The organism is Adlercreutzia wanghongyangiae (assembly GCF_035989245.1).
In the GTDB taxonomy this organism is placed as follows: Bacteria; Actinomycetota; Coriobacteriia; order Coriobacteriales; family Eggerthellaceae; genus Adlercreutzia; species Adlercreutzia wanghongyangiae.
The window spans coordinates 24,190-48,390 of the sequence record NZ_JAYMFF010000006.1; the positions used below are offsets into that span (position 1 = coordinate 24,190).

At 64.7% G+C, this 24,201-nt stretch carries 19 protein-coding genes and 1 tRNA gene; 2 read left to right on the forward strand and 18 right to left on the reverse strand.

The features are described 5' to 3' along the window. Nucleotides 1-9: 9 nt before the first annotated feature. The 16 genes from brxC to VIN30_RS03845 form a co-directional block, all read right to left on the reverse strand. Complete coding sequence (gene brxC, locus VIN30_RS03770) at nt 10-3,699, reverse strand: BREX system P-loop protein BrxC (protein ID WP_338209403.1); 3,690 nt, start codon at nt 3,697-3,699, stop codon at nt 10-12. A gap of 45 nt (nt 3,700-3,744) precedes the next feature. Then, nucleotides 3,745-4,359, reverse strand: coding sequence for a DUF1788 domain-containing protein (locus tag VIN30_RS03775; protein WP_338209405.1), 615 nt, complete (start codon nt 4,357-4,359; stop codon nt 3,745-3,747). Nucleotides 4,360-4,362: 3 nt separating this feature from the next. Then, nucleotides 4,363-4,980, reverse strand: coding sequence for a DUF1819 family protein (locus VIN30_RS03780; protein WP_338209407.1), 618 nt, complete (start codon nt 4,978-4,980; stop codon nt 4,363-4,365). 394 nt (nt 4,981-5,374) lie between these two features. Further along, complete coding sequence (locus tag VIN30_RS03785) at nt 5,375-6,742, reverse strand: ABC transporter substrate-binding protein (protein ID WP_338209409.1); 1,368 nt, start codon at nt 6,740-6,742, stop codon at nt 5,375-5,377. Then, the gene (locus VIN30_RS03790; RefSeq protein ID WP_338209410.1) at nt 6,739-9,009 is read right to left on the reverse strand and encodes a hybrid sensor histidine kinase/response regulator; all 2,271 of its coding nucleotides are present in this window, start codon (nt 9,007-9,009) and stop codon (nt 6,739-6,741) included. The genes VIN30_RS03785 and VIN30_RS03790 overlap by 4 nt, the downstream gene beginning before the upstream one ends. Nucleotides 9,010-9,171: 162 nt before the next feature. Further along, complete coding sequence (locus VIN30_RS03795) at nt 9,172-10,113, reverse strand: ketopantoate reductase family protein (protein WP_326423832.1); 942 nt, start codon at nt 10,111-10,113, stop codon at nt 9,172-9,174. 9 nt (nt 10,114-10,122) lie between these two features. Next, complete coding sequence (gene panD, locus VIN30_RS03800; RefSeq protein ID WP_326423833.1) at nt 10,123-10,518, reverse strand: aspartate 1-decarboxylase; 396 nt, start codon at nt 10,516-10,518, stop codon at nt 10,123-10,125. A 3-nt stretch (nt 10,519-10,521) separates the two neighbouring features. Further along, nucleotides 10,522-11,373: a pantoate--beta-alanine ligase gene (gene panC, locus VIN30_RS03805; RefSeq protein ID WP_326423835.1), complete on the reverse strand. Its 852-nt coding sequence runs from the start codon at nt 11,371-11,373 to the stop codon at nt 10,522-10,524. A gap of 12 nt (nt 11,374-11,385) precedes the next feature. Beyond that, nucleotides 11,386-12,210, reverse strand: coding sequence for a 3-methyl-2-oxobutanoate hydroxymethyltransferase (gene panB / locus VIN30_RS03810; protein ID WP_326423836.1), 825 nt, complete (start codon nt 12,208-12,210; stop codon nt 11,386-11,388). Nucleotides 12,211-12,381: 171 nt separating this feature from the next. Next, nucleotides 12,382-13,200 (reverse strand): pseudouridine synthase, encoded by an 819-nt coding sequence (locus tag VIN30_RS03815; protein WP_326423838.1) that lies wholly within the window; start codon nt 13,198-13,200, stop codon nt 12,382-12,384. Between the two features lies 1 nt (nt 13,201). After that, nucleotides 13,202-14,116: an SMC-Scp complex subunit ScpB gene (gene scpB / locus VIN30_RS03820; protein WP_338209414.1), complete on the reverse strand. Its 915-nt coding sequence runs from the start codon at nt 14,114-14,116 to the stop codon at nt 13,202-13,204. A gap of 46 nt (nt 14,117-14,162) precedes the next feature. Further along, nucleotides 14,163-14,954: a segregation and condensation protein A gene (locus VIN30_RS03825; RefSeq protein ID WP_338209416.1), complete on the reverse strand. Its 792-nt coding sequence runs from the start codon at nt 14,952-14,954 to the stop codon at nt 14,163-14,165. A 12-nt stretch (nt 14,955-14,966) separates the two neighbouring features. Then, nucleotides 14,967-15,644 carry a site-2 protease family protein gene (locus VIN30_RS03830; RefSeq protein WP_326423858.1) on the reverse strand — a complete coding sequence of 226 codons (678 nt, stop codon included), beginning with the start codon at nt 15,642-15,644 and terminating at the stop codon, nt 14,967-14,969. Between the two features lie 103 nt (nt 15,645-15,747). Continuing rightward, the gene (locus VIN30_RS03835; protein WP_338209418.1) at nt 15,748-16,209 is read right to left on the reverse strand and encodes a tRNA (cytidine(34)-2'-O)-methyltransferase; all 462 of its coding nucleotides are present in this window, start codon (nt 16,207-16,209) and stop codon (nt 15,748-15,750) included. Nucleotides 16,210-16,457: 248 nt separating this feature from the next. Further along, nucleotides 16,458-18,677 carry an ABC-F family ATP-binding cassette domain-containing protein gene (locus tag VIN30_RS03840; protein WP_338209419.1) on the reverse strand — a complete coding sequence of 740 codons (2,220 nt, stop codon included), beginning with the start codon at nt 18,675-18,677 and terminating at the stop codon, nt 16,458-16,460. Nucleotides 18,678-18,806: 129 nt separating this feature from the next. After that, on the reverse strand, nt 18,807-18,995 hold the full coding sequence (locus tag VIN30_RS03845) for a Fic family protein (protein WP_338209420.1): 189 nt from the start codon (nt 18,993-18,995) through the stop codon (nt 18,807-18,809). A 545-nt stretch (nt 18,996-19,540) separates the two neighbouring features. Here VIN30_RS03845 and VIN30_RS03850 point away from each other — a divergent pair. Next, nucleotides 19,541-19,912 (forward strand): YjdF family protein, encoded by a 372-nt coding sequence (locus VIN30_RS03850; protein ID WP_338209422.1) that lies wholly within the window; start codon nt 19,541-19,543, stop codon nt 19,910-19,912. Nucleotides 19,913-20,581: 669 nt separating this feature from the next. Here VIN30_RS03850 and VIN30_RS03855 read toward each other — a convergent pair. Beyond that, nucleotides 20,582-20,656, reverse strand: a tRNA-Val gene (locus tag VIN30_RS03855). A gap of 135 nt (nt 20,657-20,791) precedes the next feature. Between VIN30_RS03855 and trpS the strand changes: the two genes are divergently transcribed. Continuing rightward, nucleotides 20,792-21,850, forward strand: coding sequence for a tryptophan--tRNA ligase (gene trpS / locus VIN30_RS03860; RefSeq protein WP_338209424.1), 1,059 nt, complete (start codon nt 20,792-20,794; stop codon nt 21,848-21,850). 282 nt (nt 21,851-22,132) lie between these two features. On the opposite strand, the gene VIN30_RS03865 is transcribed toward trpS, so the two are convergent. Then, nucleotides 22,133-24,178, reverse strand: coding sequence for a cation:proton antiporter (locus tag VIN30_RS03865; RefSeq protein WP_338209426.1), 2,046 nt, complete (start codon nt 24,176-24,178; stop codon nt 22,133-22,135). Between the last annotated feature and the right edge of the window lie 23 nt (nt 24,179-24,201).

The following is a 24,201-nucleotide window of genomic DNA, read 5'->3' on the forward strand; positions in this document are numbered from 1 at the left end:
ACCCCTTCCTTAGCGCACGCTGATGGAATCGTTGTCGGCCAAGGCTTCGGCGAGCTTCTTGCGGATGGACTCCACATAGGCATCGATGTCGGCCTCGGAGGTGAGGCGCGTGGCCCGGCACAGATCACGCCGCTCGATGGTCTTGGTGCGCGGGCGGCGAGGCTCGGGATGAGAGGCATCCTTGGGTTGGGAGGAACGGCCGAAGTCGCCCCCTCCGGAGGAGCCTGAGGAGGGAGTTCCCGGAACGGGCTTCTTTACCGTCACGTCATCCTGCTTGCGAACGCGCATCGCCTCCTCGCGGGCGGCGGCTTCGCGAGCTTCCTCTATGGCGCGATCGATGGAGGCGAGCTTGCTGTTGCGCCAGACATCCAGCTGAGTGGCGAAAGCATCCAGCTGCGATCGGGTATCGACGGCAAGGGTCTGGCTCTTCTTCGAGGCCAGCTCCCGCTCGATGGCGTCCATAAAGCCGGCGGGCAAATCGGCATTGGCGGCATAGTCGCAGATCTCAGCCATGGTCGCCTCCATGGTGTCCAGCAAGTCCGACCGACCCACGCGCACCACCTCGTCATGGGCACGGCGCACGGCATCGCCCAAGGCGGGCAGCTCGCTCACGCGGCTGTAGGGCGTGCTATTGCCCAGAATGGCCGCCATCTCCTCCAGGGCCCGCTGCGCCTCGGCGGAGTCGATGAGGTAGACGCCCTCCCCCGCCATGGCCTCGCGCAGTTTGACGGCGTCATCGAACAGGCGCTGCTGGTTCGGGAAGAATCCCAACACCGGCTCGGCATCCTCCGACCAGTCGAGCAGGTCGTCCTCGGCATCGGTGAACGCCTTCAGGAAGGCCACCTCGTCGGCCTGGCTCTTCAAAATCTCGCTGGCCAGATGCAGGCCCCGCTCCACAGCAGCTCGGCCCGGATACTCGCGCCGCTCGTACTCGTTGGTGAGCAGATTGCGCGTGCGCTCGTGCTGCCCTTCCAAGTACTCACGCACCGCGCGAGTAAGACCATCGATGTCGTCGGGCACGGCGGAGGTGCCGGGCAACTCGCGCAGCAAGGCGCGGGCACGGCTCATAAGCGCGTTGGAGGGCAGCTCGCGCTTCTTGATCTCCAGGCTATCGGCGCCCTTGCCCGCCAGGTTCTCGGCGATGCGCTTGCGCTCGGCCGGCTCCTGCGGGTTCAGCACCTTCCCGGCAACGCGCGCCTGGGCCCGTCCCTCGGAAAGCAGACGTGCCACCACGGCCGCCACGTCGGCCTCGCGCCAGCCGAAGGGCCTGCCGCCGAACTTGCGCTGCAGCTCGCCCATGGTCGTGTTCACATGCAAGCGGTTTTGGTTCTCCAGGAACTTCTCCACCTCTTCCACGGCAAGCGCATTGGCGCCATCGGTGCCCGCAAGCGCTCCCTGGGCCGTTCCAGTCAGCACGGCAATGACATCCGCCGCCCCGCCGGCCGGCTCCGTGACGTAGCCGGCCTTGGTGAACACCGAGCTCACCAGCTCGTCCAAAGCTCCGTCGAGCGTGGCCTTCACCGAGCGGCCGCCCAGCGTGCGGCGGTCTACCACGCGTCCGTTCACGGCCACCCGCGCCTCGGCCACGGCCTCTTCCAAGTACTGCTGGGCCTCCTTCTTGTTACGGGCGGCCTCGGCCTGCTTGCCTTTTATGATGTCCTGCCTACTGGCCGGCAACGCAGGCACGTTCTGGGTATTCACGTACTTCTTGATACGGGCGGCGTTCAGCAACGCCTCGTAGTAGCGGTCATCGCCCTCGGGAAGCACCACAAGCGCCTGGTCGGTTGACCTCAGCGCCAGAGTGCCGTCATCGGCCTGGGAAAGCTCGGGCCAGCCCACCGTGACGATGTTCAGCTTCATGCCGCCCTGGGCCGCGCCGTGGATGGTGTCGTCCACATAGCGGTCGAAGGGGAAATCGTTGGCGCCCTTGCGATACTTGCGCGAGGTGTACAGGCTGTCGAAGATAAGGCGCTTAATCTCCTCGGTGATGGCAGCGCCATCTACGTTGGTGGCAGAAATCTCGCGCGCCACGTCCTGCTCCTCGTCGGTGAGGAAGTGATAGGCATCCCCGTTGCGGGCCACGTAGTTCTCGTACACCAAACGGTCGAGCGAGCTCTTCACCATATCGCGCAGCACGACTTTATCCACGGCCATGTCGTCCACCATGAGAATGGCTATGTTGCCCACCGTGGGCTTGATATCCTTGATGTAGCGGATGAGATAGAGGGTTTTCAGCACTTCCACATCGGCGGGCACCAGCCCCGCATCGCCCTCGGCAGCCCGGGCGGCCCGTTCGATCACCTGGCGAATGCCATGCTCGAGGAAGGTAGCAATGGTATCGTAGAAGCGCCACAGGGGCACGAGCGCCGTGTTCGACGCGTCCTGCACCTTCTGAGCCGCCTCTTGGAAGCCCGAGAGCATGCTGCGCTCGCCACCTGAGAGGTGCTTGCCGGAATTGCCGTGCTTGCGAATCTCGGCCAGCACGCTCGGCATGATCTTGAACTGGTAATCGGCAAAGGGATAGGTTTCCACGAAGTCAGCCGGACCCGTATAACCACGCAGGTCGGACTGGCTCTCCTCGAAGGTGAACAGGTTCTTCAGCACGGCGGACTGCTCGTCGTACTCAGCGGAAAGCAGAGCGCGGGCGGCGTCGGTTTTCTCCAGCACGCGGCGCTTGATTACCTCGTCGACGCTGGAGGACGACAGCGAGAGCCGCGTGTTGAAGCGGCCCTGAATCTTCGAGAAGTCGTTGCCGGCCACCTTGGTGACCTCATCGATGGCCTCTTGGCTCGTGACCATAACCCACACCCGGCCCGCGCTCTTGGCGCCCAGCTCCTCCACGAGGGTCTGCAGGTTCAGCATGAGGTTCACGTCGCTGCCGATGAACTGGCCCACCTCGTCCACCATGAACAGCAGGCGGAACTCGCCGCCGCATTCTTCGGCGCGCCGCGCCGCGTAAGACGCGATCTCGTCGGTGAGGCGGTCGGGCGAGATAGCCGCCGTCTCGGTGCCGTCGAACCAGTGCTGGGCAGCCTCGCGGCTCATGCCGAGCACCTCCTGCATCACTTCGACAACATCGTCCTCGAAGAGCAGGTAGTTCGATCGATCCTCCAGCCAGTCTCCTCCGCTCACACGGGCGAAGGCGGCGCGGAACGCCTCGGTTTTGCCCCGCGAGTCCACGAACTGCTCCAGGCGCGCCAGCTTCAAGTCCTCCCCGTAAAAGCCCATGTTCTCGTAGAACACGCGGGCAAAGGCCAGAAGCAGCGCCGTCTTCGCCTCAGCCCCACCCTTCCAGTGGCCGCCCTTGGCGTCGATGTTGAACAGAATGGACTCGGTAGGCACCTCAGCGGCGCGGCGCATGCGCGAGTACACCATGGGGTCGGCAATCTTCCCGTCGAAGTAATCAATAGCGGGAACACCACCCACCTCGCGGTTGGCGAGCAGGTAGCTGAGCATCTTCAGGAAGTGCGATTTACCGCTGCCGAAGAAGCCGGAGATCCACACGCCCACTTTGTCCGTAGGCACGTCGATGGCGCGATCGTAAGCCTCGAAGAAATCGGCGAAGTGGCGCTGCAGCTCGTTGGTAACCACGTACTCGGAAAGCTCCTGCACAATGGAGGCCTCGTCGTCCTGGGCCACTTTGATGACGCCATTGATGGAGCGGTTGATGTCTTTGGCAAACAAGTTCTTGATCTGCACGGGCTTACTTCCTTCCTCAATGTTCCCCATAGGTTTTAAGCGCCCCTAGACCAAGCTGAAGGCGCGGTAGTAGTTGCCGTCTTCCAGCCCGCGGTTTCCCGCGCCCGCGAACAGGCGCATAGACGCGCCGTCGTAGCAGCCGGGATAGGCCACCACCAGTGGAATGTCGGCAAACAGATGCTGGATGTTGTCGAGCAGGGCATGGGTGCGCAAAAGCGGATACACCTCGCCCACCCCCGTGATGAGCAGGACATCGCCCAGCTCGTGGGGGCCGTAGTCGAGCGCCTTTGCGAAGGCATCGGTGGAGGCGGTCTTGCGCAGCTGGTCGAGCAGCGCCGCGGTGCCCCGCTTGGCCTCCATACGCGGAATAGCGTCGCTCACGCGGCGCTCATCGCAGATGCCGAGCAAAAGATCGTAGAGATTGCGCTCCACCAAACGGCAAGGCAGCACGCCCGCCTCGCTCTCGCGAGAAAGGCGGCCGACAAGATCGCGGACCTCAAGCTCCAAGGCCGGGTCGTAGCAGAACAGATAGATGCCCACCTCGTTGCCGAGCCCGCGGTTCGCGAGGAAATCGGGGTCGGCCAGGCGGGATCGCAGAACGGCCTCGCGCTGGGCAAGCTCGCTGCGGGCCTGATCAAGAGCGGATGCGGCAGGGGCCATAGGCTACAGCACCTCCATCACATTGAAGGCGGGCAGCCACTGCTGATCGCCGTTGCGGTATATAGCGTCTTCAAGATAAGAATCTATTACGAAGGGCAGCAGTTCCTCGCTGCGCGGTGCGGGCACGTACCCCGCCTCGTACAGCGTCTCCACCAGCACGCCGCCGATGCGCCGCACCGTGCTCTCGCTCCACGGAGCGGCCTCAGCGTGATCGGCCTGGTAGCGTGTGAGGAATCCGTTGATATCGGCACGAGTGATGGAGTAGTCAAGCGTGCGGAAACGCAGGGCTATCTCCTCGTTCATGAATGCGGCCATAAGCGGGTAGACGCGCATCATGGCGTACAGGTTGATCTGCGCCGAGCGCTCCTTCGGGCCGCGAGCCGCCAGGCCCACCAGCCTCTCGTCGTTAAGCGATTCCAGGCGCAGCAGCATCGTGCGGGCGACGCGGGCGGCCTCGCGCGTCGTGGGATACTGGAAGATGTTGTCGTCGACGGCGCAGCGGACGATCTCGTCGTCGGGAACGCCGTCAAAACGAAGGCTGGCGACAATGCGCAACTCGCGCAACATGAAGTGCTCCCGCGAAAGCGACCCGTCCTTGCGCTTGCCATCCCGAGCCGTCATGCAATCCCCCTCGCCAGGCGCCTTCTCCTCCCAAGGGGATTCTGGCGGTGGATTTCAGAAAAAAGCTGCAAGGCAAGGTGTGCGGCAAAAACAACTTCGCTGAAACGGCATAATGCCACAAAATCGCAGGTGGAAGCCCTTTTCCTTATACGACCGATGTGGATGGCAATGCTCTGATGGTGGACCGCGAAGACGGCCGCCAGGCACAAGAAAAAGTGTCGGCCGACACTTTGCGCTAACTCATGCAGCGGGAAATGCTCAGAAACGAGCACCCCCCCCCGCAGCATAGACTCGGGGACAGGCACGATGCTCCTTAATGACAGCGCGTTCACGCAGAGTGAAGCGCGATTCTCTCTCTTAGCGATAGTACCATAAAACCGGCGAGCCCCGCCCCCTACTCGTGCAGGCGGCTCTCGGCGATGCCGGCGTCGATAGCGGCGTTGCAGTCGGCGTCGATGCGGGCGGCGCACTCCTCGGGGGTGAGCTTGCCCATGAGCAAGTCGTGAATGCAGGGGTAGAACACGTCGCGCACGGCCAAAGTGTCCGGGTTGCTGCCCGTGAAATCCACCACGTTCGAGACGTTGGCGCGGAACAGGTCGTAGCAGAGGATCTCGTTGCCGTAGCGCTCGGCCACCCGCTTCGACGCGGGCATCGCCCCGGCCGCGTAGCTGAGCCAGCGGTCGCTTCCGTACACGAAGGAGACGAAATCGCGGGCCACCTGCAACTTGGCCGCGTCTCCGTTGTCGAACACCTCGAAGCCCGAGATGAACGTGGTGGCGCACCCGTCGGCATCGGGCCCGGGGAAGTTCACGAGCCCCACCGCATCGCCGTAGCGGCCGATGGAGGCGTTGTTCACCATGTAGATGGTCAGCTGTCCCGCGCGGAACAGGCTGGAGCAGTCCTCGATCTCCAGGTTCTCGGCATGGGGCGGGAACCACCCGCGGCCCACGCCCTCCTGAATCCACCGCAGGGCCGCCACGCCCTCAGGCGCAGACAGGGCGAAGTGCCCGCTCTCGTCGAAGAAGCTCGATCCCGCGCTGCGCAGCAGCGTCATGATGTGGGTGTCGCCCTGGGAGCTGGCAGCGTACATCATCATGGGGAAAGTGCCCTGGGGCAGCTTGGCGGCCAGGGTGTCCAGAATATGCGTCCACTCCTCCAGCGACCACGCGGTGATCTCGCCCTCGGCGATGAAGTCGCCGAGCCCCGCTTGACGGAAGAGCTCCTTGTTGTAGGCGAGCACGTTCTGGCGCGCCAGGTACGGCATGAGGAACACGCGGCCGTCCACGGTGCTCATCTCCCACAGGTAGTCGGACACATCGGCGCGCACATCGGGTGTGGCCACGTCGTCGAGAGGCACCACGCGGCCGGTGTGGATGTAGGTGGAGATGTTGAAGTAATCGCCGTAGAGCACATCGGGCGCCTTGGGCGTGTCGAAGGTGCCCCGCACGGCGGCATCGTACTGGTTCTGCTCGAAGACGACGACCTCCACCTCGACGGGGCACGCCTCGTAGGTGGCGGCGAAATCGTCGGCCATGGCCTGGATGACCGTCTCCACCTGCGTGATGCTGTCGTCGAACACCACGCTGTGGCCCGTACGCGGCACCTTCACCACAAGGTGCACGGCATCGGTTGCCGGCGCGCAGCCGGGAGCCGCCAGGACGCAGGCAGCCAGCGCCGTGGCGGCGCAGAAGCCGCGGCGCGAAAGCGGGCGACCCAAGGCGTGGGCGGGAGCGCCCACGTGCAGAGAGCGGGCGAGCGTCACGAGGCGCCTCCCTTCCGGATATCGTTCAGCTTCTGCAGCATGAGGCCCACGTTCAGGGGCTTCGGCAAGAAGTCGTCCATGCCGGCATCCAGAGCGCGGGCGCGGTCCTCGGCGAAAGTAGAGGCCGTGCACGCGAAGATGCGCACCGCCTTCGCGTCGGGACGCGGCAGGTCGCGGATGGCGCGGGCCGCCGCGTAGCCGTCCATCACCGGCATCTGCGCGTCCATGAAGATGGCGGCGAAATGCCCTTCGGACGACTCGTCGAAACACGCCACGGCCTCCTCGCCGTTGCCGGCCACGGTGACCGAGAAGCCCTCCTCGGTCAGGATGCTCGCGATGATGTCGGCGTTCAGCTCGTTGTCCTCGGCTACGAGGATCTGAAGCGGGGCAGCCGGGGCGGCGTCGGCGGGAGCGGCGGGGAGGTCCTTCGACTCCGCGCCTTCGGCGCTGCGCTCGGGATGGGGCGCTTCGGCATCGTCGGCGGCATCCGGAGCGGTCGTGCCCGACCCCCCGGCGCCCGGCCGGCCCGCATCCTCGCCCGAGGCCGTCCCCTCGCCCGAGGCCACCCCCTCCCCTTCCGCATCCACCGTGTCAGAGGCCACGGGCAGCGTAAGTTTCACCGTGAAGCGCGAGCCGACCCCCAGCTCGCTTTCCACCGCAATGGTGCCGCCCATCTGCTTCACCAGCAGGTAGCAGATGGACATGCCGAGCCCGGTGCCTTTCTGGGACTCGCTGTTGCTGTTGCGCTCCTGGGCGAACACGTCGAAGATGCGCTGCTGGAACTCCGGCGTCATGCCGCAGCCCGTGTCCTCCACAGTCACCGTGAGCCGGGCCGCCTGGGCGCCGGCCGGCTCCTGCACGGCATGCAGGCCGATAACGCCGCCCTCGGGCGTGAACTTCACGGCGTTCGACAAGATGTTCACGAGCACCTGGCTGACGCGCACCCCGTCGCCCAAAAGCAGCGCGGATCCCACGTTCTCGCAGCTCAGATCGAAGCGAATGCCGCGCTCGGCCATGGGCTCACGCTGCATATCGCAGACGTTCTCGATGAGCGCGGCCGCATCGAAGGGCTCGTTCGTGAGCTCCACCTTGCCGGCCTGCAGCTTCGACACATCCAAGATGTCGTTCACCAGCGACAGCAGATACTGGGCCGCGGTGCCCAGCTTCCCCACGTAGGCGCCCATGGCCTCGCGGTCGTCCATATGGCGCTCCATCAGGTGGTGCAGGCCGATGATGCCGTTTAAGGGCGTGCGTATCTCGTGGCTCATGTTCGAGAGGAACTCCGTGCGCGCGGCCACCTCGGCCCGGGCGCGCAGCGAGCGGCGCACCGAGCGGAGCAGGATGGCCACCATGATGGCCACCACCACGAGCAGCGAGCAGAGCATGCCCACGGTCATGGCGATGAAGGGGGCGAAGCGCTGATCGAACACGTCGGTGGGCACGGTCATGATGAACGACCAGCTGGTGCCCTCCACCGGCGCGAAGGACATGACGAGCCGCTGGCCCTCGGCCGTGGTGCAGTTGATGACGAAGCTCTTGCCCTCGGAGATGTTGCGGCGGACGTCCTCGATGGTCACGCCGCCCTCGATGGTGCCGGCCTCCAAGGTGTCGTAGAAGTTGTCCTCGCCGGCCAGGTCGGTGGCAGGGCTCGCGTTCACGATGTAGTAGCCCTTGTCGTTCACCACGCTGGAGACGCCCTGGTCGTGGAAGCTCTCGATGATGAGCTGGTTGGAAATGGCCGACAGATCGCTGCGGCCGAGCAGCGCCACGAAGGTATGGTCGCCGAGGCGGAAATCGTCAAGGGGAACGCCGTAGATGAGCGATTCCTTCGTGGTTTCCAGACGACCCACCTCGTCGTCGTAGAGCATGACGAAGGGCTCGCCGCTGTCGGCCAGAAGCTCGTCGTAGGCGTGCGCGTCGGGCTCCATCACCAGGTACGAGCTGCTGTAGAGCGTGCCCGCGTCGTCCATGAGGTACAGCGCGTTGAAGAGGTTGGAGGCGGCCGCCTCCAGGTTCAGCTGCTCCTGGGCCTCGTGCACGTCGGCCGCATCGTACACTTCCAGATGCTTGACCACCGCGCCCAGGCGCCCGTAGGTATCGTCGAGCGAGCCCTCGATGGTCTCCACGTCGTGACGGGATATCTCGTCCACCGTGGACATGAGGTTCTCGCTCACCGTGGCCGACAGCTGCACGAGGTACAGGCACACCGCGCCCGCGATCAGCAGCGCCGATACCACGACGATGACGATATACCTTCCGCGGCCCACGGCTCTCCTCTTCACCAGTGTTACACCTTATCAACGACAGTGTAACACCGAACCGCGGACGAAAGCCGAACTTGTTATCTGCTGATGGGAAGCGGAAAACGATCGCACCTGCCCGCAGGCTCGCCCAAGGCGCCCCCGCGGGCAGGTGCGATCGATCGGCAGCTAGTAGGCGGCCTCGATGGCCTTGATGGCGGCATAGAAGCGCTCGTTTGCCGGCGTGGGCACCCCGTGCTCGCGACCGAGGCGGTTGATGGTGCCGCTGAACAACTCCACTTCGGTAGGCCGGCGCGCCAGCACATCCTGGCGCAGCGAGGGCAGCCCCTCCGGGTTCAGATGGTCGATAATATCGAGCCAGTAGGCCACGTCGTCGTCGGTGAGCCCCACGCCCACGGCCCGGGCCACCGCGGCCACCTCGCTCATAGCCGCTATCATGGCCTCGCGCGCCTCGCCCGGGGCGTGAATGCCGCTAAAACAGCAGTCGTACACGGCGCAAGCCTGGTTCACGCCCACATTGCAGATGAGCTTGCCCCACAGCTGGTGCTGGATGTCATCGGGCACGATGAAGGGCTGGTCGATAGCGGTCAGCCACGCCGTCACCCGTGCGAGGTTCTCCTGCTGCGCCGCATCCGAAACGTCGTGCACGCCCAGGGCCATCACGCCCACGCAGCCGGCCGTCACCGTGGCGCCCACCTTCCGCGAGTCCATCTGCTGGGCCACGCACAGAAGCACGCGATCCCACCCGAAGCGCTGGCTCAGCACCTCTTCGCTCGTCACGCCGTTGAGCACCGAGATAACGGCGGTGTCGGGGCCCACGAGCGGGGCGGACTGCTCCATGGCCTCGGCCAGGGCGCCGTACTTCACCGCGAAGAGCACCACGTCGAAGGGCTTCTCGGCCGCCCGGGCCGCCGCCTCGTCGTAGGTGAGATAGGTGGCCTGAATGACCTCCCCGTTGAACACCGTGGGCTCGGCACGGTAGGTAGCCGTGCGCGCCTCGTCGGCCACGACGAACACACCCTCGGCGCCCATGGCGCGCCCAAAGCAGCCCGCGTACATGGCCCCCAGCGACCCGAACCCCACAATGGCAACTGTTTCAATGGGCTTCATAAGAGCCTCCTACATATCTTCCAAACGCCCGTGCTTCTCGTAGCGCGTGACGCGAGTGATATGGTTGTCGTCATCCACGAACACCACGCGCGGCGCGTTCTCGGGCGCGGCGAACTCTTCGGGCGTCATGCTGGCATAGGCCATGATGATCACCTTGTGACCCGGCTCCACGCAGTGGGCGGCGGCACCGTTCACGCAGATCATGCCGCTGCCCGGCTCGCCGGCGATCACATAGGTCTCGAAGCGGTTGCCGTTGTCGATGTCCACCACCTGCACCCGCTCGTATTCCAGAATGCCGGCGGCCTCGGCCAGCGCAGTGTCGATGGTGATGGAGCCCACGTAGTCGAGCTCGGCCTGCACCACGCGGGCACGGTGGATCTTCCCTTTCAGCACGTTCAGCAGCACGGCCTACTCCCCTTCCTCGTACAGGAAATTGTCGATGAGGCGCGTCGTGCCGATATAGACTGCCAGGGCCGCAAGCGCGCTCTCGCCGATGCGGTCGGTCGGCTGCATGGTGGCGCCGTCCACCACCTCCACGTAGTCGATGCGCGCGGCCGGCTCGGCTTCGATGATGCCGGTCATGAGCGCCTTCACGACCGCTGCATCGCGCTCGCCGCCGCGCACGGCCTCTTCGCCAGCGCGAATCGCCCGCGACAGTACCAGGGCCGCCTGGCGCTCCTCAGGGCTCAGGTAGACGTTGCGCGAGCTTTTCGCCAGGCCGTCGTCCTCACGCACGATGGGACAGCCGACCACCTTCACGTTCATGTTCAGGTCGGCCACCATGCGCTTGATGATAGCCAGCTGCTGGGCATCCTTCTGGCCGAAGAACGCGCGGTCGGGCTGCACGATGTTGAACAGCTTCGTCACCACGGTGCACACGCCGCGGAAGTGCCCCGGACGCGATGCCCCGCAGAGCGCGTCGGTGAGCGTCTCCATTACCACGTAAGTGTTGTAGGCCGGCCCGTACATCTCCTCCACCGAGGGATGGAACACCGCGTCCACCCCGTGGCGCTCGCAGATGGCCGCATCGCGCTCGATATCGCGCGGGTAGGCGTCGTAGTCCTCGTCGGGACCGAACTGGATGGGGTTCACGAACACCGACGCCACCACCTTGTCGCAGGCGGCGCGGGCGGCGTCCATCAGGCTCTCGTGGCCCTCGTGCAGCGACCCCATGGTAGGCACGAGCCCCACCGTGAGCCCCTCGGATTTCCACGCGGCCACCTGGGCCTTCATGGCCTCAACCGTTTCGATGATCTGCATGGCGCGCCTCCCCTACAGGTTCTCAAGCACGCCCTCGGGCGCGGCGTAGGTGTGCTCAGGCGCGGGGAAGGAACCGTCCTTCACGGCGGTATCGTAGGCGCGATAGGCCTCGCGCATCACGTCGCCCACCTCGGCGAAACGGCGCACGAACTTCGGCGTGAAGTCGTGGAACATGCCGAGCATGTCCTGGTTCACGAGCACCTGGCCGTCGCAGCCGGCACCGGCCCCGATGCCGATGGTGGGGATGGTCAGCTCGGACGACACGCGCTCGGCCAGCTCGGCGGGAATGGCCTCGAGCACCACGGCGAAAGCGCCGGCCTCTTCCACCGCATGGGCGTCTTCCAGAAGCTTGCGGGCCGAATCGGCGGTCTTGCCCTGCACCTTGAACCCGCCCAGGGCGTTGATGCCCTGAGGCGTGAGGCCGATGTGGGCGCACACGGGAATCTGGCAGTCGACGATGGCGCGAATGCAGTCGGCCACTTCCACGCCGCCTTCCAGCTTCACGGCGTTGGCGCGGGCCTCTTTCATCAGGCGGCCGGCGTTCACCACGGCATCGTAGACGCTCGTCTGGTAGGACATGAAGGGCATGTCCACGACGACGAGCGCGTTCTTCGTGCCGCGCGCCACCGCCGCGCCATGATGGATCATGTCCTCCATGGTAACCGACACGGTGTCGCCCAGGCCCAGCATCACGTTGCCGAGCGAATCGCCGACGAGGATGGAGTCGATGCCCGCCTCGTCCACCAACCGCGCGGTGGTGTAGTCGTAGGCCGTGATCATCGAGATCTTCTCGCCCTTTTGCTTCATGGACAGGAATGTGGAAACCGTAACGCTCATGAGCGCCTCCTTTGCGATCCTGCCGCCCGAGGCCTTGTCCCCGGTGCAGCGGTATCCTTCTCTGGCGCGTATTATAGCCGCCGCATCCACGGGCGCAAGGGCAAAAACCCGAGGGGTTCGATCAGAATTGCCGATACGGACGCAACCGCGACCTATGGAACCAGAAGGGCGCTAGGAAGCCAGTTTTTTCAGGGCTGCCACCTCGGCCTCGGTCAGCAGGCGCGCATCTCCGCGGGGCAAATCGCCTACTTCCAGTGGACCGAAGGCCTCGCGGTGCAGGGCGATCACCGGATGCCCCACCGCCTCCAGCATACGGCGCACCTGGCGCTTGCGGCCCTCGCACAGGCGCACTTCCACATAGCTGCCCGACGCTTCCAACGCGCCCCGCGAACGCTTGCCGCCATGGCGCTGAAGGCGCCCGCTCGCCCCCTCGCCCGATCCGATGAGGCACCGCGCGCGCCGGGCCTCCTCGCCCGCGAGCACCCGCGCGCCGGCCGGCAGCGTCGGCCCGTCGTCCAGCACGATGCCCTCGCGCAGACGACGCAGGTCGTATTCGTTCAAGCGCCCCTCCACGAGGGCCAGGTACGTCTTCTCCACATGGCGGCGCGGGTGCAGAAGCCCATAGCCCAGCTCGCCGTCGGTGGTGAACAGCAGAAGGCCCGTGGTGTCGGAATCCAGCCGGCCCACAGGGAAGAGCGCCGGGTACGCGGCCAGCTCGGAGGCCATGAGGGCGGCAGCCGTGGGACGCCCCTGAGGGTCGCTCATGGTGGTCACGTAGCCGGCGGGCTTGTGCAGCATGAAGGTGGCGCCCTCCTCGGGCAGCGCTACGGGCGCGCCGTCCACGGCCACTACGTCTGTATCAGGGTCCACCTTCGCGCCCATCTCGGTCACGACGGCCCCGTTCACGGCCACGCGTCCCGCGGCGATGAGCTCCTCCGAGTGCCGCCGCGAGGCCACCCCGGCCCGCGCCAGGAACTTCTGCAGGCGCATGCTACTCATCGTCGGTTTCGAAGGTGAGGGAGTTGAAGTCGATCTTGTCCACCACGCCGAGCGTAGAGGCGATGGCCTCGGCGAACATGGCCTCGGCCTTGGCATCGCGCCCTGCAGCGGCCTCGCGAGGCGCATCGGCGGCCGCAACGGCTCCGTCAACCTCCCCCGCCGCCTCGGCCTGCTCGGCCAGGGCCGCGGTCAGCGTTTCGGCGGCTGCGTCCAACCCCGCGTACATCTCCTCGTCGAACAGCATCGCCTCGCCGTCGGCGGCCGCCTCGTCCTCGCCCAGCAGCGCCCGGGCCATGCCGCGGGCCTGCTCGTCGCTCACGGCCACATCCTCGCGCGTGGCGCTCAGCCGCTCGGTGATCAGCCGGCGCGTCTCGTCATCGGGGGCGAAGTCGGCCAGGTCGGGCAGATCGGCCGGGCTGCGCAGGCCGAACTTCTCAAGGAAGGCGCGCGTGGTGCCGTACAGGGTGGGATTACCCGGCGTGTCGGCCGCGCCTACCTCGCGCACCAGACCCTTCTCCACCAGCGAGCTTAAGGGGCTGTCGGAATTCACACCGCGCACCGAGGCCACGCCGGCGCGGGTGACGGGCTGCGTGTAGGCCACGATGGCCAGCGTCTCCATAGCCGCCGCCGACAGCTTGCGCGTGTCCCACGACAGCACGTACTTCTCGATCAGCTCGTGGTAGGCCGGATGCGTGAACAGGCGCCAACCACCGGCCACCTCGCGCAGTTGGATGCCCGCGCCGTCGCGCTCCAGCTTGTCGCGCAGCCCGACAAGGGCCGCCTCAACCTGAGCCGGCTCGCATTCCAGCATCTCGGCCAACGCGATGGTGCCCACCGGCTCGTCGGTCACGAACAGCATGGCCTCAACCGCTCCCGGAAGCTGGCTTTCCTGCAATCCCTCGAACATCTCTTCCCTATCTCTTATCTCGCCCCGCGCGGCAGCCGCGTGGCCGCTATTGCTCGCCCACCGAGGTGAGCGCGTCGTCGCCTTCCAAATTCAGCTCGCCGGAGCCCTCGATGTAGTCGATGGCAATATCGCCGAAGGCCTCGTCCTGCACCAGGCGCACCATCACGCGCTTGTACAGCTCCAAAATGGCCAGGAACGTGACCACCACCACTTCCTTAGGCGTGTCGCTGCCCACCAGATCGGAGAACCGCAAGTGCTTGCGATTGCGGATGCGCTGGTGGATGGCGCGCACATGCACTTCCACGGGAATGGGCTTCGCGGCGATGTGCTCGCTTTCCAGCAGGAACACCTCGCGCCGTGCCAAGGCCTGGGCCGCCCGATAGGCCAGCACGTCCACCGTCACGCCCGCCAGGAAGTCGGGCATCAGCCCCAGGAAATCGGCATCGGGGCCGAAGGGGCGGGGGTGCTGCCGGCCCTCGGCGACAAACCGGCTGTGCAGCGCCGCGGCGGCGTTCTTGAACTTCTTGTAGTCCATCAGGCGCTCGACCAGGATGTCGCGGGCCTCCGACGGCGCGAGCTCCGCGAACTCGTCGTCCAGCTCGTCGCGCTCGCGCGGGATGAGGCTTTGGGCCTTGATCTCCAGCAGCGTGGACGCCACCAGCAGAAAGTCGCTCGCCACATCCAAGTCGAGGTTGTCCATGCGCGACACCTCTTCCAGGTACTGATCGGCAATCTCGGTGATGGAGATGGCGCCGATATCCACCTTCTGGCGGCTGACCAGGTACAGCAGAAGATCGAAGGGGCCCTCGAAGCTGTCGATGCGAACCTTGTAGGACATAACGCGCCCAGCCTAGTAGATGGGGAACGGGAACATCAGGTTGGCCAAGTTCCCCGCCGTCAGCCCCAGGTACCACGAGAACGGGTTGAAGTGGAACAGATAGGGGAACAGCACGATAACGATCATGAACACGGGGAAGGCGTACTGCTGGATGCGATAGTACTTCGGCAGGTACTTCGCCGGCAGCAAAATGGCGAAGATGGACGAGCCGTCCAGCGGCGGGATGGGCAGCAGGTTGAAGAACATCAGGAACAGATTCACCAGGGCGAACGTGGGCAAAAACATCAAGTAGAAGTAGGCGAACAGCTCGTTGTCGATAAGACCGCCCAGCGCCGGCGCGTACAGCGCCCATGCCACCACCGCGGCCACCGCGGCCATGGCCAGATTGGCCGCCGGACCCGCCAGGCCCACGATGACGTCGTCGCGGCGCGGGTTCTTGAAGTAGCGCGGGTTGTAGGGCACGGGCTTCGCGTAGCCGAACACGGGCATGCCCATGAACATGAGCATGGCCGGCAAGAGCACCGTGCCGAAGGGATCGATGTGCTTCAGCGGGTTCAACGACAGGCGCCCGCGGCTTTTCGCCGTGGGGTCGCCCAGCTTGTAGGCCGCGAAGCCGTGGGCCACCTCGTGCAGTACGAGGGCCGGAATGAAGCTGAGCACCGAGCAGATAATGTAAGGAATGCTAACCATAATTTCAGTAGTGTATCCCAAGCCGCGCCCGCTGAATGCGCCGCAGGCCCAAACCCACAGAAACCGCCGACGAGGGGCGAACGGCGCGCCCCGCTTCCCCGGCCTACACCAGCCCGGGGAAGCCCTGCTGGCGCAGGGCCTCGTAGGCGGCGAGGGCCACGGTGTTGGACACGTTGAGGGAATCCAGCCCCGCACGCATGGGAACGCGCACGCACGCGTCGGCGAAGCGCTCGATGATGGCCGGGTCGAGCCCGCGGCTCTCGCGGCCGAACAGCAGGAAGGCATCGGGGCCGTAGGCCACATCCGCATAGCTGTGCGCGGCAGCCCCGGTGAACAAGTGCAGCTCGTCTTCCCCGTGGGCCTCCAGAAATGCCTCCACGCAGGGCCAGCGCACGATGTCCACATCGTTCCAATAGTTGCACCCGGCCCTCTTCAGGTTCTTCTCCGTGGGCCTGAAACCCATGGGCTCCACCAGGTGCAGACGGCTACCCGTGCACGCGCACGTCCGCGCGACATTCCCCGCGTTCTGGGGAATCTCAGGTTCAACAAGAACGATGTTCAGCATTACAACCCTTTCGTAGTTGGTAGAGCAGGTTCGAGATACGGGGTGCCCTGACCGAGCGAGCTCCGCAGCGAGCGGCAAAGCAGGGTTCGGCCATCGGGTGTTCTGACCGAGCGAGTTCCGCAGCGACTGCGACAGTCCAGTGGACTGTCGCACAAAGCGAGGACTGTCTGAGCGAATCAGAATATCCGGTGGCCGAACCCGGAGGGCGACGAGGCATACCCTGTAGCCCGACTCCGAGGAGCCACCAGTTACCCCTGCTCCTGCTGACGGGCCATTTCCGCCTCCAGCTCCTCGGTGAGCGCGAACCACTCCTCCTCAGCCGCAGCCAGGCGCTGCTTCAGTTTGGCGTGCTCGGCGATGGCGTCGGAGGAGGCGTCCTCGTTCACGTAGAAATCGGGGTCGGCCATCAGCGCCAAAAGCTCCTCCATACGGGCGTTGTCGCGCTCCATCTGCTCGTCCAGCTGGGCGATGCGCTTGCGGTGGTTCTTCAGCGCGGCATAGGCGCGGTTGCGGGCCTCGGCCTCGCGGCGCTTCTGCTCCTTGGTCTTCGGCGCGCTGCCCTTGGGCGCGGTCAGCTGCACCTCGGGGCGAGCGGAGGACGCGCTCCCGGAGGCTTTGCCGGCCGAGGAGGGCCGACCAAGGTCAGCCCCTACGGAGCCACCAGTGGCACCCGTTCCCCCCGAGGCGCCAACGCGCGGGGCGCCCGAGGCACCGTCATTCCGGTCGCGGCGGCGGTTCACCGTGATCTTCGTGGGAGCAGCGCCGCCCGCCTTCCGCTTCTCGGGGGCGGTGGCGCTCCCCTTCCCGTGGATGCCCGCATCGGCCAGGGCTTCGTCTACCAGCGAAGCATCAGCGCTCGCATCGCCTTCCAACTGGCCCGACTTGTACAGGTAGTAGTCATAGTCGCCGTCGTAGTTGGTAATGCGCCCGTCCTTCACCTCCACGATGCGGTTCGCCACCCCGCGAATGAGGTGCCGGTCGTGGGTGATGAACAGGATAGTGCCCTCGAAGTGGCGCAGAGCCTGCTCCAGCACGTCGGCGCTGGAGATGTCCAGGTGGTTGGTAGGCTCGTCCAGGCACAGCAGCGGCTTGGGCGCCACCAGCATCTTCGCCAGGGCAAGTCGGCCCTTCTCGCCGCCGGACAGCACGCCCACCTTCTTGTCCACGGCGTCCCCTGTGAACAGAAACGCACCCAGCAAGCTGCGCACCTGCGAGATGGACCAGCCGGGGGCCGCGTGGTCCAGCTCCTCGAACACGGTGTTGCCCGCATGCAGTTCTTCCAGCTGGTGCTGGGCGTAGTAGGTCAAATCCACATTCACACCGTAGTCGATGGTACCCCCATCGGGCTTCTCCACCCCGGCGATCATCTTCAGAAGCGTCGACTTGCCCGCGCCGTTGGGGCCCACGAGCGCCACCTTGTCGCCACGGTACATGGTGAAGTCCACGCCGTCGTACACCGTGTGGTCGCCGTAGCGCTTCACGAGGCCGCGGGCGCGCACCACCTCGTCGCCGGTGCGCGGCGGCTGCACGAAGTTGAAGTGCACGGTCTTCTTCTCCTCGGGAATGACCGGCAGCGTCTCCTTGATCTTCTCGATGCGGCGCTCGCGCTCCTGGGCCTGCTTGGCCTTGGTGGCCTTGTAACGGAAGCGATCGACGAAGGCCTGCAGATGCGCGATCTCCTCCAACGATTTAGCGCGCTCGGCCTTGATGCGCTCTAGCCGCTCCTCGCGCGCCACCAGGTATTTCGAGTAGTTGCCCTTGTACAGGTTCACTTCCCCGTTGTCTATCTCGGCCACGCGGTCCACCATGTTGTCCATGAACGCGCGATCGTGGGACACCACGATGACGGTGCCCGCGTAGCCGCGCAGAAAGCCCTCGAGCCACTTCACCGATTCCAGGTCCAGATGGTTCGTCGGCTCGTCAAGCAGCAGCACTTCGGGGTTGCGGATGAGCAGCTTCGCCAGCGCGATGCGCATCTGCCAGCCACCGGAGAACTCGGTGGTGGAACGGGTCATGTCGCGCTCGGTGAAGCCGAGGCCGAACAGCACGCTGCGCACCTTCGACTCCAGCGAATAGCCGCCGAGCATCTCATAGGCATCGCGCGCCCGGCCCACGGCGGCCAGCTGCGCCTCGGTGGGGTTCGCCCCCAGCTCCGCTTCCAGCTTGTGCAGGCGTTGCTCGGCTTCCAGCACCTCGGTTTGCGACGAGATGACCTCCTCGAATACGGGCAAGTCGCCCATCTCGATGGCCTCCTGTTCCAGATAGCCCACGCGCGCGCCCTTGGCGAACAGCACGCGCCCCTCGTCGGGGTCGTCCTCGCCGGAGATAATATTCAAAAGCGTGGTCTTACCCGCGCCGTTAGGACCCACGAGCGCCAGCCGGTCGTATTCCTCCAACCGGAACGTCACATCATGGAACAACGTGCGCCCGCCATAGGATTTGGAGAGATGTTCAGTTTGCAGAATCATAAGCGCTTCCCGAAATTAGTCGTCGAAGGGCGACCCAAGCCGCCCCGTATTCCATCAAGGAGCGACGACGCGTCGCCCCCGCTTTTGCCAACTGCATAGTGTAACGCATCCGCGAAACGATGCGTCCCGCTATGCCTTCCGGTACTTCTGAAAACGGCTGTTGGGCTTATCGGGAACCGTTCGCACCACTAATCCGCCGTCGAGCGCGGGGGCCACGTAGTTTCTCATGACGTTCTTGCGGTCGGAAAGCCCCAGGGCCTCGGCGATCTCGCGCAACGACAGCTCCCTGTCGCCGAGAACATCGAGCAGCCTCTGCACTTGGGGGGCGACTTGGGGGGCGACTTGGGGGGGTATGCGCCTCGTTACACCCAGCTCCACCGGCTTCACCGACCCAATTGATATGCAGGTACCGGTTCTTCAGGTCGTGCTTCGCGCCGAGAAGGGCGTTCTCGAAGAACGCCTCCAAATAGCAGTTCGTCCCATGCACGTCCCGGTCGAGATTGGCGTAGTTGGCCCGAACCAATGCGTTGCGGAAGTACCAAGTCGGCCATCGCAGTTATCGCAACCTTCCCATCGCAGTCGGTTGGCTTCGAATATACCCTTAAAGGCGCTTCTTCCGCAAGGAGCTTCTCTTGGGCGAGGAGAACGACTCGCAAGAGGCCCCGACAGACACAAGTGACGCCTGCACCGAACGGCAGGCCCGCGCTTTTCCATGGAACTTGCTATAATCGTCTCATCAGAGATGAAAGCACAGTCCCCGTCGGGTAGTCGTGGGCGTGCGGTGCCGCGAAAACGCCGCATCAGCAACCTGCCTCCTTGGTTGTCCCTTCCCTGCATGGTCGCGAGCATAAAGGAGGGGCACCGTGCAGATCAGCGTGTCATCCACCTTGACCCTCTATCATGACGGTCACTTCCGGGACGGCGTCGTCGAGCGTACCGAAGACGGCAAGATGTCCGTCGCTCACATCGTCTTCGGCGCGGAGCCATCGGACGAGGAGGTGCTCCAGTTCGCGGCAACGCGCTGGCATCGCCTGGGGTTTGCCGGCAGCGTGGAAACTGAAACTCCCTCACCTTCCAAAAACCCCAAAAGACGGCAGCGGGAAGCAGCCAAGGAGCTTTCCCAGCGCGGCGTCAGCATTAAAGCCCGAATCGCGCTCTCGGAAGCCCGGGAGAGCAGAAGGCAGAATCGAAAAACGCGGAAGACCCGTGCCAGGCACGATGCCGCTGTCAAATGATTCGAGCAGCGCCACGCGAAGAAGAAGGAGAAGCGCAAGGAACATTGAGCCAAAGGGTCGCTTGCATTGCCAACGGTCGGCAGCCTTCAGGGAAAACGCTTTCGGAACGAGAAAGACGTCGCCTAGGGTCCTCCCGCCTAGGCATCTGCGAGATAGTCTCCCCGCAAGAACCTTCAACTCAGCTCCGCCTCCCTTCGTTGCCGAATTATGCGCAAGATTCGTCATGCAAATTGCGTTTGTTAGCAATGGGAGACAGGTGTAGCCGCGCCGTGCCGGCGAAAAGCGAGGCCGTTTTCTCAGCAACCTGGGAAAACTCCAACACCAGGGCTAGCGTCCGGACGCTTCGGCCGCCGAGAATGCTAACAAACGTAATTTCAGCAACAGAGCGAGGGAGTAACCCAGAAAATTAATGGCAGGACACGGAGGCAACGCAGCAAGGGGCCGGCTGTGGGGAGCCCCGATCCCAAGGAAGAACTTCTCGGACTCCTCCAGGCCGCTCGCTTACAGTCAGTGAATAAGCGAGCCAGACGCACTTTTTGAAACATAACCCGAATTCAGACGGTGAGTAAACCCTAGAGGCACACTTTATGAGCCTTAACCCTTCTTTTTGCCCTATGGCCCCAGTCCTAGAACACAAAAAGGCCCCTCCGTAGAGGGGCCTGTCAGTTATGGTGGTCGCTACAGGATTTGAACCTGTGACCCCCGCCGTGTGAAGGCGATGCTCTCCCGCTGAGCCAAGCGACCGGATGTCGCGCAATTCACTTGGTGACTTGCGACGGGTAAATATAATACACAGGTTCCAACGATTGCGCAAGGGGTAATCTTGTATACTATCCCAACATATTCACAATTCCATCGCAGAAGAGAAGGAAGCACCCTATGGCCAGTGATTTGACGAGCGATACCTTCCTCGCCTCGAAGAAGATCAGCGACGAGATCAACGCCGATTTGCCCCTGCACCCCGAGAAGTACACCATGCTCTCGGGCGACCGCCCCACCGGACGGCTGCATATGGGCCATTACTTCGGCACCATCAAGGAGCGCGTGGCGCACCAGAACCTCGGCATCGCCACCCGCATCATCATCGCCGACTACCAGGTCATCACCGACCGCGACACCACGGACAACATCGCCGACAACGTGCACAACATGGTCATCGACTATCTGGCCTGCGGCGTGGACCCGGAGAAGACCATCATCTTCACCCACTCCGCCGTACCGGCCTTAAACCAGCTCATGCTCCCCTTCCTGTCGCTGGTCACCGAGGCCGAGCTCATGCGCAACCCCACGGTGAAGGCCGAGCAGGAGGCGTCGGGCCACGCGCTTACGGGCCTGTTGCTCAGCTATCCGGTGCACCAGGCCTGCGACATTTTGTTCTGCAAGGGCAACATCGTGCCCGTGGGCAAAGACCAGCTGCCCCACATCGAGCAGACGCGCCAGATCGCGCGCCGCTTCAACGAGCGCTACGGGCGCGTGTTCCCCGAGCCCCACGGCCTTCTGACCGACGCCGTGGAGATTCCCGGGCTGGACGGCCGCAAGATGTCGAAGAGCTACGGCAACGCCATCGCCCTTTCGGCCACCGAGGAGGAGACGGCCAAGCTCATCAAGAAAAGCCAGACCGACTCCGAGCGCTTCATCACCTTCGACAAGGAGAACCGCCCCGGCGTGTCGGCGCTGCTGACCACTGCGGCGCTGACCACTGGGCGCACCGAGGAGGACATCGCCGCCGAGATTGGAAACGAGGGCGCCGGCGCCCTGAAGCGCTACGTGACCGAGTCGGTGAACGGCTACCTGGCGCCCATCCGCGAGCGCCGTCGCGAGCTGGAGGGCTCACCCGAGCTGGTGCGCGAGATCCTGCACGAGGGCAACCGCCGCGCCAACGAGATCGCCAACGCGACGCTCGATGAGGTGCGCGAGGCCATGGGCATGGTGTACTAGACCGCCCGTCCTCCCCCAAAATGGCGAAAGCCCGCGAGACGGTTCGCGGGCTTTTTTTTGCGCCGGAACCGTTGCGGGCGGCCTAAAGGCCGCCCCTACAGAGTGTTGCAGGGTATTGCAGGGTGAAGGCGAGCAGAAGCGTTGACGCTCGCAGGAAGCGTTGGCGCTTGTAGGGGCGGGCTTCAGCCTGCCCGGCCCAACCGACGACCAAACATAGTTGGAGGGAGGGCTAAAGCCCTCCCCTACAGGGGACAGCAGGAGGGTGCCCGCAGGAATCTTCCCCTACACTGTGTCGTCCAGATCCATCTGCATCAGCTGCACGTTCTCGCGCAGGCGTTTGGCGTGGGCGCGCGACAGCTGCTCGGCCTCGTAGGCCTCCTGAATCTGCTCCAGCTCGTAATGGTAGGCCGTGCGCTTCACCTCGTTGGCGCGGTTCTGCACCTTCACCACCGCCGTCACCGAGGGCACGGCGCTGCGCAGGGCCGCCAGACTGCGCTGGTATTCCACCAGCAACGCGGCGGCATCCTCGGTGGGCACCTGGCTGGATGCCACGGCGTCCTCCAAATGCTCGATGGCATAGCTGCGGGCCACGATCTGCAGCTGGCGCATCTCCTCGGTTCGCGTCGCCATGGCCGTGCCGGGCAGCTCGCGCAAAAGCGCATTCCACCCGCGGTGCGCCAAAGCCCGCAGGCGCACGCCCCCGTGGGGCGCGAGAACCCCGCCGCGGCCGTGTTCCAACAGGCTGATCATCTTCTCCAGGCGTTCCAAATAGGCGTAGCCCACCACGCCCGACACCTCGTCGTCCTCCAGAAGCTCCAGGGTGCGGTCGTATTCCCAGCCCAGGGCTCGTAGGCGCAGCTTCACGTTCGGCTCGTCCTCAATGCCGGTGGACTCCTTCAGGCGCGCCACGCGATCGTTGTACGAGCGGATGACTGCCTGGGTCTCCACACGGTTCTCGGGCGTCTGCTGGGCCGTCAGCATCTCGATGACCGAGCGCAGAATGTCCAGCGTGCAGGCGGCGTCCTGCTCCTGGCGGCGCAGCTCGTCCTCCCCCTCGTCGCGTTTAGGCGCCAGCAGCGGCACCACGAAGGTGGCCAGCAGAAGCGTGCACACGATAACGCCGCAGGCCAGGAAAATGAGCAGGTCGCGCTGGGGGAAGGGAACCTTGTAGGCCAGGTCGGGGTACACCAGCTGCACGGGAATGGAGAACATAATGGACAGCGTGATGGTGCCCTTGGCGCCCGCGAACGTGGTGATGAGCGCGCTGCGCACGTCGCGCTTGGCGAAACGTCGCCGCTCGGCCCGGCGCACATGGATGTAGTCCATGGCCGCCACCCACAGAAAGCGCGTGGCCAGAAGCAGGAACGTCAGCCCCAGCACGATGAGGATGAGCGTGCCGTTGTCGATGCGGGTGCTGTCCCACGTGTCGTGCATGGCGTTGGGCAGCTGGGTGCCCAACATCACGAACACGATGCCGTTCAGCGCATAGGTGAGCACGTGCCACACGCTGCCCGACACGATGTTCATGCGCGACACCGTGGGCCCGATAACCCCCTTGGGCGACGTGACGTTGATGAGGCCCGCCACCACCACGGCGATAACGCCGCTGACATGGCACGCCTGGGACACCAGATAGATGAGGAAGGGAATGAGCACCTCGAACAGCACGTGGAAGTTCGTGTTCTCTACCCCGATGGACCGGGCCGTCTTCACCACCCAGTTGCCCAGAAGCCCCAGCACCACACCGAACAGAAGGCCGCCGACGAACTCCACCAGAAAGTCGGAGCTGGCGTTGATAAGCGAGAACGTGCCCGTGATAACGGCGCTGATGGCGAACTGAAACGACACGATGCCCGAGGCGTCGTTCAGCAAAAGCTCGCCCTTCAGCATGCTGGCCTGGCGCTGCGGGATATCCACCTGTTTCGAAAGCGATGAGACGGCCACCGCATCGGTGGGCCCGAGGGCGGCGCCCAGGGCGAAGGCCGCGGCCAGGGGAATGGAGGGCACGATGGCGTTCAGGGCGAACCCGATGACCAGCGCCGTGGCCACCACCAATCCGATGGCCAGCGACAGCACCGGTTTGCGCTCGCGCCACAGCGCCACCTTGTCGGCGTGCTTCGCCTCGTCGTAGAGCAGCGGCGCGATGAACAGCACCAAAAACAGGTCGGGATCCAGGGTCACCTCTACATCGCCGCCAGCCACGATGGCGATAACCAGGCCGAGGGCAATTTGGATGAGGGGCAGCGACACCCGGGGAATGATCTGATCGAGCAGGGAAGACGCCAGGACGGCAGCGAGCAGCAGCAGGCTGAGGTTCAGGGCTTCCATCGATGGCATTCCTCCCGTTGGTT

Coding starts and splice junctions, on each gene's coding strand:
- trpS (WP_338209424.1), top strand. CDS start 20,792: ATGGCCAGTGATTTGACGAGCGATACCTTCCTCGCCTCGAAGAAGATC.
- VIN30_RS03835 (WP_338209418.1), bottom strand. CDS start 16,209: ATGCTGAACATCGTTCTTGTTGAACCTGAGATTCCCCAGAACGCGGGG.
- VIN30_RS03830 (WP_326423858.1), bottom strand. CDS start 15,644: ATGGTTAGCATTCCTTACATTATCTGCTCGGTGCTCAGCTTCATTCCG.
- panB (WP_326423836.1), bottom strand. CDS start 12,210: ATGAGCGTTACGGTTTCCACATTCCTGTCCATGAAGCAAAAGGGCGAG.
- VIN30_RS03825 (WP_338209416.1), bottom strand. CDS start 14,954: ATGTCCTACAAGGTTCGCATCGACAGCTTCGAGGGCCCCTTCGATCTT.
- panC (WP_326423835.1), bottom strand. CDS start 11,373: ATGCAGATCATCGAAACGGTTGAGGCCATGAAGGCCCAGGTGGCCGCG.
- VIN30_RS03780 (WP_338209407.1), bottom strand. CDS start 4,980: ATGACGGCTCGGGATGGCAAGCGCAAGGACGGGTCGCTTTCGCGGGAG.
- VIN30_RS03865 (WP_338209426.1), bottom strand. CDS start 24,178: ATGGAAGCCCTGAACCTCAGCCTGCTGCTGCTCGCTGCCGTCCTGGCG.
- VIN30_RS03815 (WP_326423838.1), bottom strand. CDS start 13,200: ATGCGCCTGCAGAAGTTCCTGGCGCGGGCCGGGGTGGCCTCGCGGCGG.
- VIN30_RS03795 (WP_326423832.1), bottom strand. CDS start 10,113: ATGAAGCCCATTGAAACAGTTGCCATTGTGGGGTTCGGGTCGCTGGGG.
- VIN30_RS03775 (WP_338209405.1), bottom strand. CDS start 4,359: ATGGCCCCTGCCGCATCCGCTCTTGATCAGGCCCGCAGCGAGCTTGCC.
- VIN30_RS03840 (WP_338209419.1), bottom strand. CDS start 18,677: ATGATTCTGCAAACTGAACATCTCTCCAAATCCTATGGCGGGCGCACG.
- scpB (WP_338209414.1), bottom strand. CDS start 14,116: ATGTTCGAGGGATTGCAGGAAAGCCAGCTTCCGGGAGCGGTTGAGGCC.